Origin of the sequence: Corallococcus macrosporus (assembly GCF_017302985.1) — a bacterium.
In the GTDB taxonomy this organism is placed as follows: Bacteria; Myxococcota; Myxococcia; order Myxococcales; family Myxococcaceae; genus Corallococcus; species Corallococcus macrosporus_A.
This window is the reverse complement of record NZ_JAFIMU010000010.1, coordinates 451726-465796: the sequence shown is the minus strand read 5'-3', so window position 1 is coordinate 465796 and position 14071 is coordinate 451726. Positions and strand designations below refer to the sequence as shown.

General features: G+C 71.1%; 10 protein-coding genes. 5 read left to right on the top strand and 5 right to left on the bottom strand.

The features are described 5' to 3' along the window. Position 1: 1 nt before the first annotated feature. The 5 genes from JYK02_RS32535 to JYK02_RS32515 all read right to left on the bottom strand — a co-directional run bounded on the left by JYK02_RS32535 (position 2) and on the right by JYK02_RS32515 (position 5174). On the bottom strand, positions 2-871 hold the full coding sequence (locus JYK02_RS32535; protein WP_207056778.1) for a class II glutamine amidotransferase: 870 nt from the start codon (positions 869-871) through the stop codon (positions 2-4). A gap of 87 nt (positions 872-958) precedes the next feature. After that, on the bottom strand, positions 959-2224 hold the full coding sequence (hutI, locus tag JYK02_RS32530; RefSeq protein ID WP_207056777.1) for an imidazolonepropionase: 1266 nt from the start codon (positions 2222-2224) through the stop codon (positions 959-961). A 3-nt stretch (positions 2225-2227) separates the two neighbouring features. Beyond that, positions 2228-2947 (bottom strand): hypothetical protein, encoded by a 720-nt coding sequence (locus JYK02_RS32525; protein ID WP_207056776.1) that lies wholly within the window; start codon positions 2945-2947, stop codon positions 2228-2230. 10 nt (positions 2948-2957) lie between these two features. After that, positions 2958-4613 (bottom strand): urocanate hydratase, encoded by a 1656-nt coding sequence (hutU, locus tag JYK02_RS32520; protein ID WP_207056775.1) that lies wholly within the window; start codon positions 4611-4613, stop codon positions 2958-2960. Between the two features lie 129 nt (positions 4614-4742). Next, positions 4743-5174, bottom strand: a complete 432-nt coding sequence (locus JYK02_RS32515; protein WP_207056774.1) for a hypothetical protein — start codon at positions 5172-5174, stop codon at positions 4743-4745. 181 nt (positions 5175-5355) lie between these two features. Here JYK02_RS32515 and JYK02_RS32510 point away from each other — a divergent pair, with 181 nt between their 5' ends. The 5 genes from JYK02_RS32510 to JYK02_RS32490 all read left to right on the top strand — a co-directional run bounded on the left by JYK02_RS32510 (position 5356) and on the right by JYK02_RS32490 (position 14064). After that, complete coding sequence (locus tag JYK02_RS32510; RefSeq protein ID WP_242589434.1) at positions 5356-7716, top strand: FdhF/YdeP family oxidoreductase; 2361 nt, start codon at positions 5356-5358, stop codon at positions 7714-7716. Beyond that, positions 7713-9947 (top strand): hypothetical protein, encoded by a 2235-nt coding sequence (locus JYK02_RS32505; RefSeq protein ID WP_347402637.1) that lies wholly within the window; start codon positions 7713-7715, stop codon positions 9945-9947. Before JYK02_RS32510 ends, JYK02_RS32505 begins: the two co-directional genes overlap by 4 nt. A 192-nt stretch (positions 9948-10139) precedes the next feature. Then, positions 10140-11894 carry a hypothetical protein gene (locus JYK02_RS32500; protein ID WP_207056773.1) on the top strand — a complete coding sequence of 585 codons (1755 nt, stop codon included), beginning with the start codon at positions 10140-10142 and terminating at the stop codon, positions 11892-11894. Positions 11895-11942: 48 nt separating this feature from the next. Continuing rightward, entirely contained in the window at positions 11943-13139 is a 1197-nt protein-coding gene (locus JYK02_RS32495) for a sigma-54 interaction domain-containing protein (RefSeq protein ID WP_207056772.1), read from the top strand. A 52-nt stretch (positions 13140-13191) separates the two neighbouring features. Then, on the top strand, positions 13192-14064 hold the full coding sequence (locus JYK02_RS32490; protein ID WP_207056771.1) for a MaoC family dehydratase: 873 nt from the start codon (positions 13192-13194) through the stop codon (positions 14062-14064). Positions 14065-14071: the final 7 nt, after the last annotated feature.

Here is a 14071-nt window from a genome sequence, read left to right as displayed (position 1 = left end):
GTCAGACCGGGGCGTGCTGCTCCAGCGGCCGCGGGTTCAGCACCCCGTCCGCCAGCGTCTGCACCTTCCAGCGGTGGAACACCAGCCGCGAGTCCACGCCCACCACGTCCTCTTCATCCACGGGCACCCAGTGGGGCCCGCCGCACAGCGACTCGCTGGCGACGAGGAACTGCTGCAGCGGCACGCCCGTGTTCGGCGGGCGCAGGGACTCGGGGCATCCGCCCATGCCGGAGGAGATGAAGAGCGTGCGGTTGCGGCGCGTGGCCACCATCGCCTCGCCGTCCGTGACGAGGAAGTTCATCGCGGAGCGCTCCTTCGGCTCGCGGCTCCCTGGCACGTCCGTCATCACGGACACGAGCGACATCGTCTCCGCGAGCGCCTGCGCCATCGCCTCCACGCTCACCGTGCCGTCGAGCGGCCCGCGCGCCGACAGCCGCGTCAGGAACAGATAGAAGCAGCGCTCGCTGTCCGTCGTACCCTTGATGTTGACGCGCAGCTCCGGGTGGATGAGCGCTTCCACGGCGGCCTTGTGCTTCGCGAACTCGCGCAGCGTGCCGTTGTGCACGAAGGACCAGCGGCCGTAGTGGAACGGGTGCGAGTTGCGCAGCTCCACCGCACCGACACTCGCCTGGCGGATGTGCGCCACCACGGTGCGCGCGGACACCTGGCTGGACACCCGCTCGAAGTCCGGGTCGCTGTGCGCCGGGCCCACGCCATGCGCGACGAGCGGCGAGCACTCCTGACCGTAGGTGGCGATACCCCAACCGTCCTTGTGCTCACGCGACTGGATGAGCAGGGAATTCCTCTCCGTGACCAGGGCGGTATGGACAGCGGCGGGAACAGCGCTTCTGAATCCAAATAATCGGCACATGGTGGCAGCTGATCTCTACAACGGCCGGCCCACGAGGGAAGTTCCACCTGCCCCCATGTCTGGTGCCAGTTGTTCAGCGGCACCCACTCAGGAGCAGTGATTCATTCGCGCGCGAAACACCACACGTCCACCCTTCACCACCACGCGCGCGTGACTGATACCCAGATGATAAGGCAGATGCCGGTGACTGCGACAGGCGAACACCACCAGGTCGCCCGCATCACCCACGGCCAGTCGCCCCTGCCGTTGCAACCCCAAGCATTGCGCGGCCCCTCGGGTGGCGGCCCAGTAGGCCTCGGCGGCTGACAGGCCGTTCTCCAGGCAGGCGAGCCCCAGCACCAGCGCCGTGTTCTCCGTCATGGAAGAACCGGGGTTCACGTTTGAACCCAAAGCAATGTTGACGCCCGCGTCGCGTAGCTTCCGGCCGGGCGCGTAGGGGCGCATGCGCAGGAAGAGGGTGGAGGTGGGCACGAGGACGGCGGTGACGTTCGCGGCGGCGAGCACGCGGATGCCCTCGTCCGTCACCTGCTCCAGGTGGTCCGCGCTGGCGGCGCCCACCTCCGCGGCCAGCGCGGACGCGCCACACGCGGTGAGCTGATCCGCGTGCAGGCGCGGCGTGAGCCCCAGCGCCTTCGCCGCGTTGAGCAGCCGGCGCGACTCGTCCACGGTGAAGGCGCTCTCCTCCGTGAAGACGTCGCAGAAGCGCGCCAGGCCCTCGCGCGCCACGGCGGGCAGGATTTCGTTGATGCAGAGGTCCAGGTACTCGGCGCGGCGATCCTTGTACTCCGCGGGCACGGCGTGCGCGCACAGGAGCGTGGGCACCAGCTCCAGCGGCGACAACGCGCTCAAGCGGCGCACCGCGCGCAGCATCTTGAGCTCGTCGTTCAGCGACAGGCCGTAGCCGCTCTTCACCTCGGCGGTCGTCACGCCCTGCGCGAGCAGCCGCTCCAGGCGGGGCAGGGCGAGCGTGGCCAACTCCTCCTCGCTCGCCGCGCGCGTGGCGCTCACCGTGTTGACGATGCCGCCGCCCGCCTTGGCGATTTCGAGGTACGTGGCGCCCTGGTTGCGCAGGTCGAACTCGCGCGAGCGCTCGCCCGCGAACACCAGGTGCGTGTGCGGATCCACGAAGCCCGGGCCCACGAAGCCGCCCTCCGCGTCGATGACCTCCGTCGCGTCCGTGAGCGCGCCCTTCGGCAGGCCGGACTCCGGGCCCACATAGGCCACGCGGCCGTCCTTCACGCCGATGCCCGCGCCCGGGCGGGGGGTGAGGGCATCCTCCGCGGGCTCCCGGTGGGTGCCCTCCACGGTGAGCACCTCGGAGGTGTTGCGCACCCACAGGTCCAGGGCTTCCATGCTCTAGCGTCCTCCGCGCACGCCCGCGACGGGCGCGTTCCAGCTCGTGTCACCTGAATGCGCCCGGCCGAAGCCGCCGGACAGCTCCAGCTTCGTGCGGCTCTCACCGAACTTGAGCTGCGCCGCCACCACGGCGCCGTAGAAGTGCGTCGTCACCTGCGAGCCGGGGTTCACCAGCGACTGCTGCACGCTGAAGAACGGCACCAGGCCCAGCGACATGCCGGGCTCCGGCTGCACGGTGAGCGCGCAGGTGGCCTCCACGCCGAACAGGCTGCTGGTGCTGTTGGTATCGCCCAGGCCGAAGTTGGACGCGCCCCGCACGGAGAGGGCCGGGGCCAGGCCGAACCGCTCCGAGCCGACGTAGTACGACAGCCCGGTGTAGACGCCGTAGCCGGGCACGGGCAGGCCGATGAACTCGCCCTGCAGGCCCAGGTGCCACGACAGCTGGTCGCCCACGGGCACCGTCACCGAGCCGTCGAGGTTGAGGCCCCACTGGTCGGAATGGAAGGGCTTCGCGTCGCCCTGGAAGGCGCCGTTCTCCCCGCGCTCCGACAGCTGCGGGGCGTTGAGGCGGGGGCCGGCGCGCAGGCCCAGCTGGAAGAAGTTCTCCTGGGGCATGCCCGGGCCCATGCGCATCACCATGGGCCCGGCGGTGGTGGGCGCGCAGCCTGCGAGCACACCCATCACCGCGGTCATCACGAAGGCTCGGACGCGTCCTGGCATCCGGCGCACTCTAGGCGGTGAGGCCGGGAATGCGAACGCCCCGCTCCTTCGCCACGTCGATGGCCTCCGGGTAGCCCGCGTCCGCGTGGCGCAGCACGCCCATGCCGGGGTCGGACGTGAGCACGCGCTCGATGCGGCGCGCGGCCTCCGGCGTGCCGTCCGCGACGATGACCTGCCCCGCGTGCAGCGAGTAGCCCATGCCCACGCCGCCGCCGTGGTGGAACGACACCCACGACGCGCCGTTCACCGCGTTCACCAGCGCGTTCAGGATGGGCCAGTCCGCCACCGCGTCCGAGCCGTCCTTCATGGCCTCCGTCTCGCGGTTGGGGGACGCCACGCTGCCGCAGTCCAGGTGGTCGCGGCCAATGACGATGGGCGCCTTCACCTCGCCCTTGCGCACCAGCTCGTTGAAGGCGAGGCCCGCCTTGGCGCGCTCGCCGTAGCCCAGCCAGCAGATGCGCGCGGGCAGGCCCTGGAACGCCACGCGCTCCTGGGCCATGTCCAGCCAGCGGTTGAGCGACGCCTTCTGGGGGAAGAGCTCGCGCACCGCGCGGTCCGTGCGGCGGATGTCCTCCGGGTCTCCGGACAGCGCCACCCAGCGGAAGGGCCCCAGGCCCTCGCAGAACAGCGGGCGGATGTACGCGGGCACGAAGCCGGGGAACTCGAAGGCGTTCGCCATGCCGCCCACCTTCGCCTGGCCGCGCAGGTTGTTGCCGTAGTCGAAGACGTGGCTGCCGGCGGCCTGGAAGTCGTTCATGGCCTGCACGTGCATGATCATCGACTCGCGGGCGCGCTTCACGTAGCCCTCGGGGTCGCGCTTGCGCAGCTCCGCGGCGGCCTCCAGCGACAGGTCCGTGGGGATGTAGCCGTTGAGCGGATCATGCGCGCTCGTCTGGTCCGTGACGAGGTCCGGCTTGATGCCGCGCTTGTACAGCTCCCGGAACACCGACGCCGCGTTGCCGATGATGGCGATGGAGCGGCCCACGCGCTTGGCTTGCGCTTCCTTCGCCAGGGCCAGCGCCTCGTCCAGGTCCTTGGCCACGACGTCCAGGTAGCGCGTCTCCACGCGGCGCTGGGCGCGGTGCGGGTCGATCTCCACGCCCAGGAACACGGCGTTGTTCATGGTCGCGGCCAGGGGCTGCGCGCCGCCCATGCCGCCCAGGCCACCGGAGAGGATGAGGCGGCCGGCCAGGTCCTCGCTGCCGAAGTGGAAGCGGCCCGCGGCGGCGAAGGTCTCGTAGGTGCCCTGCAGGATGCCCTGCGTGCCGATGTAGATCCACGAGCCGGCCGTCATCTGGCCGTACATCATCAGGCCCTTCTTCTCCAGCTCGTGGAAGTGCTCCCAGTTGGCCCAGTGGCCCACGAGGTTGGAGTTGGCGATGAGCACGCGCGGCGCGTCCGGGTGCGTGCGCAGGATGCCCACGGGCTTGCCGGACTGCACGAGCAGCGTCTCCTCGTCGGTGAGGCTCTGGAGGCTCTGGACGATGCGGTCGAACGAGGGCCAGTCCCGGGCGGCCTTGCCGGTGCCGCCGTAGACGACGAGGTCCCCGGGCTGCTCGGCCACCTCCGGGTCGAGGTTGTTCATCAGCATCCGGAGCGCGGCCTCCTGCACCCAGCCCTTGCAGGAGAGGGTGGTGCCGCGAGAGGCGCGGATGATGCGGGACATGCGGAAGACTCCTGAGAAGGGGGCGCCGGAAAAGGGCGCTGGATGCGGGCACCCTAACCGAAGCTCCGGGGCCGCGGGGGGATGCCGTGCATGGACGGCGTCACCCCGTGGCCCACTGGACGCCGTGCGTCAGTAGTCCTTGCGGGCGTCCACGAAGGCGCTGAAGTGGAACACGTTGGTGGCGTCGTAGAACTTGATGTAGCTGCCCACCGGCTGGTCCAGGCCGTACGCGGTGCCCTGGCAGCCGGTGCAGATGAGGCCTCCGTTGCGGCGGATGTTCCACAGCCCGGTGATGTCGAAGCCGCTCGTCGCGCTCGCGGGCGAGCCCACCAGCTCGAAGTCATACTCGTTGCCGCCCGCGAACCCGTGGAAGTTCACGAACGCGGTGTTCGTGGACTGGTTCCAACTGACGACCGTGTTGGAGCTGGTCACGTTGTAGTGGCCGGTGTTGTCGAAGACGTAGAGGCCGTGGCTGGACCAGATGCTGTGGACCACCGGGGCGGCCAGGGCGGGGAGGGACAGGAACAGCGCGGCGACGACGGCGGAACGGAAGGCCTTCATGGGGGTGCCTCCTGAAGCGGGGGTGACGCGGAGCGCCGGGGGGCACTCCGCGTGAAGTCCATCCTGCATGCTCCCCGCTAGGCTTGAAATAGTGGTTTACCCGGGTGGCGGCGACGGAAGGCCCCCGGCCTGCCGGAAAGGCGCGGGCGGGGTAGAGTCCGGCCGCGCGAAGAGGTGGGACATGGATCAGGGACAGGACGGGGGCGGGAACGCACTGGTGGTGCCGGGGGCGCAGCCTCCGCTGGAGGCCCAGCCTCCGGACGTGGGGCCGGTGAAGACGGTGGCGGGCGGCGTGCCCGCGGTGTTGAGCGCGTTCAAGCACGTGCTGTCGGAAGCGGGCCCGTGGCGCGGCGGCAGGCTCGTCTGGAAGATCAACCAGCAGGACGGCTTCGACTGTCCGGGCTGTGCGTGGCCGGATCCGCGGCACCGCTCCGTGCAGGAGTACTGCGAGAACGGCGCGAAGGCGGTGGCGGAGGAGGGCACGCAGGAGCGCGTGACGCCGGAGTTCTTCCGCGAGTGGAGCGTGGCGCGGCTCGCCGAGCAGTCCGACCTGTGGCTGGGCAAGGCGGGCCGGCTCACGCACCCCATGGTGCTGCGCGAGGGCGCGACGCACTACGAGCCCCTGTCCTGGGACGAGGCCTTCGCGCTGGTGGCGGAGGAGCTGAACGTGCTGGGCTCGCCGGACGAGGCCGCGTTCTACACGTCTGGCCGCACGAGCAACGAGGCCGCGTTCCTCTACCAGTTGTTCGTGCGGGAGTTCGGCACCAACAACCTGCCGGACTGCTCGAACATGTGCCACGAGTCCAGCGGCACGGGGCTCACGGAGACGATTGGCATTGGCAAGGGCACGGTGACGCTGGAGGACTTCGACCACGCCCAGGCCATCTTCGTCATCGGGCAGAACCCGGGCACCAACCACCCGCGCATGCTGACGGCGCTCCAGGCCGCCGCGCGCCGGGGCTGTGAAATCGTCTCCGTCAACCCGCTGCCGGAGACGGGGCTCAACCGCTTCAAGCACCCGCAGGAGGTGCTGCACCTGTTCGGCCCGGGCACGGCGCTGAACAAGCTGTTCCTCCAGGTGCGCATCAACGGCGACGTGGCGCTGCTCCAGGGGCTGGGCAAGGCGCTGCTGGAGCGCGAGGCGAAGGCGCCGGGCACGGTGGTGGACCGGGCCTTTGTCGAAGGCAGGACGGCGGGCTTCGACGCGTACGCCGCGCACCTGGCCACGGTGTCCTGGGTCGACGTGGTGGAGGAGAGCGGGGTGCCGCGCGAGCAGATTGAGGAAGCGGCGGACATCCTGGCGCGCTCCGAGCGGACCATCTTCTGCTGGGCCATGGGGCTCACGCAGCACAAGAACGCGGTGGGCAACATCCAGGAGATCGTCAACCTGGCGCTCCTGCGCGGCAGCATCGGCAAGCAGGGCGCGGGCGTGTGCCCGGTGCGCGGTCACAGCAACGTGCAGGGTGACCGCACCATGGGCATCTGGGAGCACGCCAAGCCGGAGTTCATGGACGCGCTGGCGAAGGAGTTCGGCTTCGCGCCGCCACGCCACCGGGGCCTGGACACGGTGGGGACGCTCCAGGCGCTGCATGAAGGGCGCGTGAAGGTGTTCTTCGCCATGGGCGGCAACTTCCTGTCGGCCACGCCGGACACGGAGTTCACCGCGCGGGCGCTGCGGCGGGCGCGGCTCACGGTGCACGTGTCCACGAAGCTCAACCGCGCGCACCTGGTGCATGGCCAGCGCGCGCTCATCCTCCCGTGCCTGGGACGGACCGAGCACGACGTGCAGGCGGCGGGGCGGCAGTTCGTGACGGTGGAGGACTCGATGGGGATGGTGCACGCGTCGCGCGGCGCCGTGGCCCCCGCGTCCGAGCACCTGCTCAGCGAGCCCGTCATCGTGGCCCGGCTGGCGAAGGCGGTGCTGGGGGCGCGCTCGAAGGTGCCGTGGCTGTCGCTGGTGGAGGACTACGACCGGGTGCGTGAGCTGATCCAGCGCTGCATCCCGGGCTTCGACGACTTCAACCGCCGGGTGCGTGAGCGCAACGGGTTCGCGCTGCCCAACGGTCCGCGCGAGGGGCGCTTCACGACGAAGGACGGCAAGGCGCACTTCACGGTGCACGAGATGCCGCGCCACCGGCTGGAGCCCGGGCAGTTGCTGATGATGACGCTGCGCTCGCATGATCAGTACAACACCACCGTGTATGGCCTGGATGATCGCTACCGGGGCATCCGCCAGGGCCGGCGCGTGGTGTTCCTGCACCCGGAGGACGTGAAGGCGCGCGGGCTGACGGCGGGGCAGAAGGTGGACCTGACCAGCCACTTCCAGGGGGAGACGCGCGTGGCGCGCGAGTTCCTGGTGGTGCCGTACAACATCCCGCGCCAGTGCGCGGCCACCTACTTCCCGGAAGCGAACGTGCTGGTGCCGGTGGACAGCTTCGCGGACAAGAGCCGCACGCCCACGTCCAAGTCCGTGGTCATCACCGTGGCCCCAAGCCCCGTGGCCGCGGCGCTGGTCCCCGCCAGCAATCCGAGGTCCGGGTGAGCCTGTCGCAGCCCATGGTGGAAGCCTCCTGGCCTGAAGCGCTCCAGGCCCTCCATGCGCGCGTTGCCTCGGTAGCGCCGCAAGAGGCCGTGGCGTCGAGCGCGGAGTGGCGCGAGGACTTCGCCCGCTGGGTGCGCGGGGCGTCCCTGGAGGAGCGCACGCGCGCTCAGGCCGCCGCGTGGGAGCGGCTGTCCTCGGGCGATCGCACCCCGGCGGAGCTCCTCTTCCTGCTGTCCACCCTCAGCGAGCTGCTCTGGCCCTACGAGGAACCGCGCCCGGGCCTGCTGAAGCAGCTGCTCGCGCGGCAGCACGCCGCCGTGACGGCGCTCCGCGAAGCAGGCGACACGGAGAACGCCGAGCGCATCCAGCGTGAGAGCACCGTGACCGTCTCCACGGTGCTGACGCGCCACCTCAAGCGCCACCCGGAGGCGCTGTCCACGATGGTGCGCGGCGTGCCCTGCACCTACGACGGCCGCGCGCTGCGCTTCCAGGACACGGTGGAGGTGGACCTCAAGTACGTCATGGGCACCGGGGCGAAGTCCGTGGACCTGCTGGAGCAGCTGCGCTCCCTGCTCCCGGACACGCGCGACGGCGGCCGCGACAAGCTCACCGACTTCATCCGCACCCGCGCCGCCCGCATCCCCTGGCGCGAGGCCAGTGAAGTGCTGGGCGAGCGCCTCTTCGCGCTGGCCACGTCCCCGGACGGCCGCGGCGGCATGCGCGGCTTCCTCGCGTGCTACCCCAACGGGCGCAAGGAGCCGGACTGGTGCTCTCGCGCGGGGCTCCTGCTGGCGCGCACCGTGGAGGTGGGCGGACCGCCCGCGGTGGTGGAGAACCTCTGCGACCTGCTCACGCTCTTCGACAGCTCTCCGGTGGACGGACTGCGCGGGGCCCTGGGCGCGCTCGTGCAGAGCGACTTCGAGACGGCCGCCGACCTGGGCCACGCGCGCTTCGTGCTCGACCACTGCCAGGCCACGATGCGCAAGGCCGAGCCCGCGCTGGCGCTCACGCTGCTGTGGCTGGAGGAGCGGCTGTTCCGCGCCTCCGTGCGGCGCGGCGTGCCGGAGGCCTTCGAGCGGCGCACCCGCGCCCGCGCGAAGCTGGAGTCGCTGCCCGGCTTCACGCACCTGGTGTGGCTGGCGGAGGAGTGCGCGGAGATGTGGCCGCGCTTCCGCACGCCCGCGCGGCCCGGGCTGGATGGGCTGGTCGCCTGGCGCAAGGAGGTGACCTGGCGCATGGGCCGCAAGCCCGTGCTGCGCAAGGCCGCCATCGAGTTCCTCCTGTGGTGCGCGCCGGACGAGGCGTCCTCGGAGGCGGAGCTGGCCACGCTGGCGCTCGTGCGCACCGCCACGGACCGCCGGCAGGTGCGCCGTCTGCTGGAGCACCCGTCTCCCCGGGCACGCTTCCGCGCCCGTTCGCTCCAGGCCTTCCTGCAGGCGGGCGCAGGGGAGGGGAAGCACGCGCCCCCCGTCGATTCCTCCGAGCCCGCGACGCTGACCGCCTCCCTGCGTCACCTGCACGCGACGCGCGCGGTGCCCATGGGCGGACGCACGTGGCTGCGCGACCGCGACCTGGAGGACCTGCTCGTGGGCGCGGTGGGGCGCGTGGAGGTGGACGTCACCCAGCGGCACCCACAGCGCTTCCGCGAGGAGACCTCGGAGCTGGTCGCGGGGCTGCTCGAAGGGCTGCGCTCGGAGCTGGAGCGCGCGCAGGCGGACCTGGGTTCGCTGGTGGCCTCGCCGCTGTCCCTGTCCATGGCCGTGCACCGTCAGCCGGCGCCGCCTTCGGACGGAGGCACGGAGGTGGCCTTCGTCGTGTCCGTGGAGCGCGAGGGCTTCGTGCGCACGCGCCGCGTCGTCCGCGTGCCGGTGGCGAAGCTGGAGCAGCGCGGGGAGGGCCAGTGGCTGCCCTCGTTCCGCCTGGGCCGGGAGCGCCTGGACGCGCTGCTCGGCCGCACGGAGGCCGCGTACTGCCTCTTCCTGGTGCCCGCCTTCGTGCGCCCGGAGTGCTGGGTGGTTCCCGCGCGGCTGGCCCGGGCGCTGATGGAGACGCAGGGCGCCCTGTCCGGCGTGCCGCGCGACGCTGTCCAGGGGGCCTCCCGGTCCCTGGCGCAGTGGCTGGTGTACGACGTGCTGGGGCTGTGGGTGGGCGACGAACGGCCCGACGTGGTGGACGCCGCGCGCGAGGGCGATGCCGCCGCGGAGTTCGTGGTGGAGCTCACGGTCCGCTGACCCCCGGAAAAGCCCCGGGAAATGTCCGGGAATATCCAGACACCCCGGCGTAAAGGCCCATGAGGGGTGCGGGAACACGCCCGGGAGGGGTCCCGGGTCACAGGTCCGGCCGTCGGCTGACGGAGCAGCACAGGCATGCCTCCACGCGCGTCACGTCGCGCGTGTCTCCACGGAAGACTGAGGCATTTCATCATGAAGACTTCGTTGCGTGCGGCGTGGGCCCTGCTGGGCCTGGCCGTCACGGCCGGACTGGGTGCGTGTGGCGAAGGCACCGGAGTGAACGCCGAGCACCGGCTCGTGTCGTCCTCCGGCGAGCCCGTCCTCGCGCAGCAGACGTCGGCGCTGTCGGACACGCTGGAGCAGTACGCGGCCAAGTGCGACGCGGCCATCGGCGCCACGGTGCCGGACTTCAACTGCGAGCTGGGCACGGTGGTGCCCACGACGAACCACCTCAACGGCAAGTGTGACCGGCCCAACCGGCTCAACGAGCAGTGTGACCCGGGCAGCCGCTTCCAGGTGCTGAAGGACACGGCGGACGTGTCCATCGTCGCGCACTGCCGCAAGCAGGGGAACGCAGCGAACTACTACGGCGACATCGCCGTCATCCAGACGAACAAGAAGAACGGCGCCACCTGCTTCTACCAGGCGCTGGGCACGCTCTACGGCGCGGATGTGAAGGCCCCCTCCAAGGGCACGGGCGCGTGGAGCTGGAAGACGCCAGCGGACACGGCGTCCATCCGCTGCGTGCGCTGCCATGACAACGGCGCGCTCATCCGCTCGCCGTACCTGACGCAGGTGACGGGCGTGAACAAGCTGCCGGGCGCGGGCGACGTCGGCTTCAACCACGACCAGCCCTACCGCTTCATCGGCGCGGACTTCGCGACGTGGAAGGCCTACAAGGTGGAGGTCGCCGGCAACGTGTGCCTGGGCTGCCACCGCATGGGCACGAACAACCAGCTGGGCTACGACGACGGCGTGGCGCTGGACCTGGGCATCCGCGCGACCGCGACGTCGGAGGTGGCGAAGAACCCGCATTCGCCCGCGTCGCCCATCTGGATGATGCCGGGCACCACGTACTACGACGCGAACAACGCGAGCGCCGCCGCCGCCATCCGCGCCTGCGCGCTGCGCCGCAACGAGGTGCCGCTGCCCAACACGTCCGCATGCCGCATCACGCAGTACACGGACGTGGGCGTCCCCAACCTCCCGGGCACCTTCACCGCCGTCTGGGAGCCGGGCACGCAGTCGGAGCTCCAGGCCTACGCCCGCACCTACGCGGAGTACCGCGAGAAGTATGATCAGCTCTGGTCGCAGGGCTGGCGCCTGCACACGCTGCAGCCGTACGTGGTGGGCACGCAGGTGCTCTACAACGCCGTCTGGCGCCCGGGAACGGAAGGGGAGCTCCAGCTCTACGGCGCCACGTACACGGCCTTCCGCGCGAAGTACGACGAGCTGTGGCCGCAGGGCTGGCGCCTGAAGATCCTCCAGCCGTACGTGGTGAACGGGCAGACCTACTACACGGCCGTCTGGCGCCCGAGCACCGAGGGGGAGATTCAAATCTACGGCGCGACCTATGCGTCGTACCGCTCGACGTACGACTCGCTCTGGCCGCAGGGCTGGCGCCTGAAGCTGCTCCAGCCGTACGTGGTGAATGGCCAGACCTACTACACGGCCGTCTGGCGCCCGAGCACCGAGGGCGAGATCCAGGTGTACGGCGTCACGTACGCGTCCTACCGCGCGACGTATGACTCGCTGTGGCCGCAGGGCTGGCGCCTGAAGTTGCTGGAGCCGTACGTGGTGAACGGGCAGACCTATTACACGGCCGTCTGGCGCCCGAGCACCGCGAGCGAGTCGCAGCTGTACGGCTCGGACTACAGCGGCTACCGCGGCCGCTACGACGAGCTGTGGCCGCAAGGCTGGCGCCTGAAGATCCTCCGCGCCTACTGAAGCGCCGTCCACCACACGCCACCGGTCCCGGGGGGAACCGTGTCCTCAATGAACCTGTCGAACGAGGAGTCCGCCGTGTCGCGTTTCCACTGCGAGCTGAAGCTGGAGCAGAAGGGGGCGCACGCGCGGGCCCCGGATGAGCGTCCCAGGACGTACGTGGACGGGCTCCGGTGGCGTCAATCGAGGGCCCGGGGGCGGGGGGGAGCCACGGGCACGCATCCTCCCGCGCGCCACGAAGCGAGGGACGCGGTGGCGCCGCTCCCGCTGGAGCCGGAGGCCGTGCCGGTGCGGGCGACCTTCGGAGACCTGGTGGCCACCTCCGCCGCGACGCGCGCCAGCTTCGAGCGCATGGCGTGCGCGGCGGCATGCAACGCCACGGTGTTGCTGGAAGGGGAGACGGGCACCGGAAAGAGCCGAGCGGCACACGCCATCCACCGCGCCGGAGCCCGCGCGAACGCGCCCTTCCTCGTCGTGGACTGCGGAGCGCTCCCGGCCAACCTGCTGGAGAGCGAGCTGTTCGGCCACGAGAAGGGGGCCTTCACCGGCGCCATCCAGCGCCGCGTGGGCGCCTTCGAAGAAGCCGACGGCGGCACCATCTTCCTGGACGAGATTGGCGAGCTGCCCGCCGAGCTCCAGCCGAAGCTGCTGCGCGTGCTGGAGAACCGGGAGATCCGCCGCCTGGGCTCCAACACCTACCAGCCGGTCAACGTGCGGGTCATCGCGGCCACGCACCGCGACCTGCGCCAGGAGGTCCAGGCGGGCCGCTTCCGGGCGGACCTCTACTTCCGCCTCGCGGTGGTGGGCATCCCCATCCCGTCGCTGCGCGAGCGCACGGAGGACATCCCGCTCATCGTCGAGCGAATCCTCGCGGGGCTGGGCGCCACGCCCGAGCAGTTGGAGAAGCTCACCACGCCGGACTTCCTCGCGAGGCTCCAGCGCGCTGCCTGGCCTGGCAACGTGCGTGAGCTGCGCAACCACCTGGAGCGCTGCCTCGTCTTCCAGGACGCGCTGCCGCCGACGACACCCGATGGCGTGAATCCCCTGACTCCCGCCGTGCCCCGCGCGGTGGACCCGTCGCTGACGTACGCGGAGTCACGACGCCGGGCGCTGGAGAACTTCGAGCGCGACTACGTCGAAGCGCTCCTCAAGCTGCACGGAGGCAAGGTGTCCCAGGCCGCCGCCGCCGCGGACATGGACCGCGTCTACCTGTACCGGCTGCTGCGCCGGCACGGCCTCAAGAGCTGACGCGCTCACAAATCCCGCGCGCGGCGCGGGCGGGTGGCGGAGAATCCGCCGCATGTCCGCCCCCATCCTCGACCTGCACGCGCTCCCGTCGATGCCCGCCACGCTTCTGCGCGCGGCCGTTCCCTTCGGGAAGTCGCGGAACCGCGCCACGCTGCCGGACCTGACGCTGCGGGCGCACGGATGCCGTGCTTCGCCCGTGCTGCTGGAGCGCTACCGCACCGCGTGCGGCTTCGATGCCGATGGCTTCCTGCCGCTCACGTACCCGCAGGTGCTCGCGACGCCGCTGCACCTGAGCCTGCTGGGCCTGCCCGACTTCCCTTACTCCGCCGTGGGCATCGTGCACGTGCGCAACCACCTGCGGCAGCACCGCCGCGTGCCGGACACCACCGCGCTCACCGTGGCCTGCCGCTTCGACGGCCAGCGCGAAGTCCCCGCCGGCCATGAGTTCGACATCCAGACGCGCGTGGAGGCCCAGGACACCGGCGAGCTGCTCTGGGAGGCCGTCAGCACCATGCTGCGCCGCGGTCCCGCCCGGAAGGACAAGGACGGCGCTCGCAAGGCCCCGCCTCCCGAGGACCCTCGCTTCGCGTCCAGCCGGCCCGCGTCCTGGAGCATCCCCGCCGACACCGGACGCCGCTACGCGCGGGCCTCCGGCGACTTCAATCCCATCCACCTCACCGCCGTCACCGCGAAGCCCTTCGGCTTCCCGCGCGCCATCGCGCACGGCATGTGGACGCTCGCGAGGTGCGTGGCGGAGCTGGGGGAGGCGGGCCACGCGGACGCGCTGGGCCTGGAGTGCGACTTCAAGAAGCCCCTCTTCCTGCCCTCCCGGGTGACGTTCCAGACGGCTCGCGAGTCCGCGGGCGTGGCGTTCCGGGTGCTGTCGGAAGAGGGAAAGCCGCACCTCGTGGGGCGGCTGGGCTGAAGGGGCG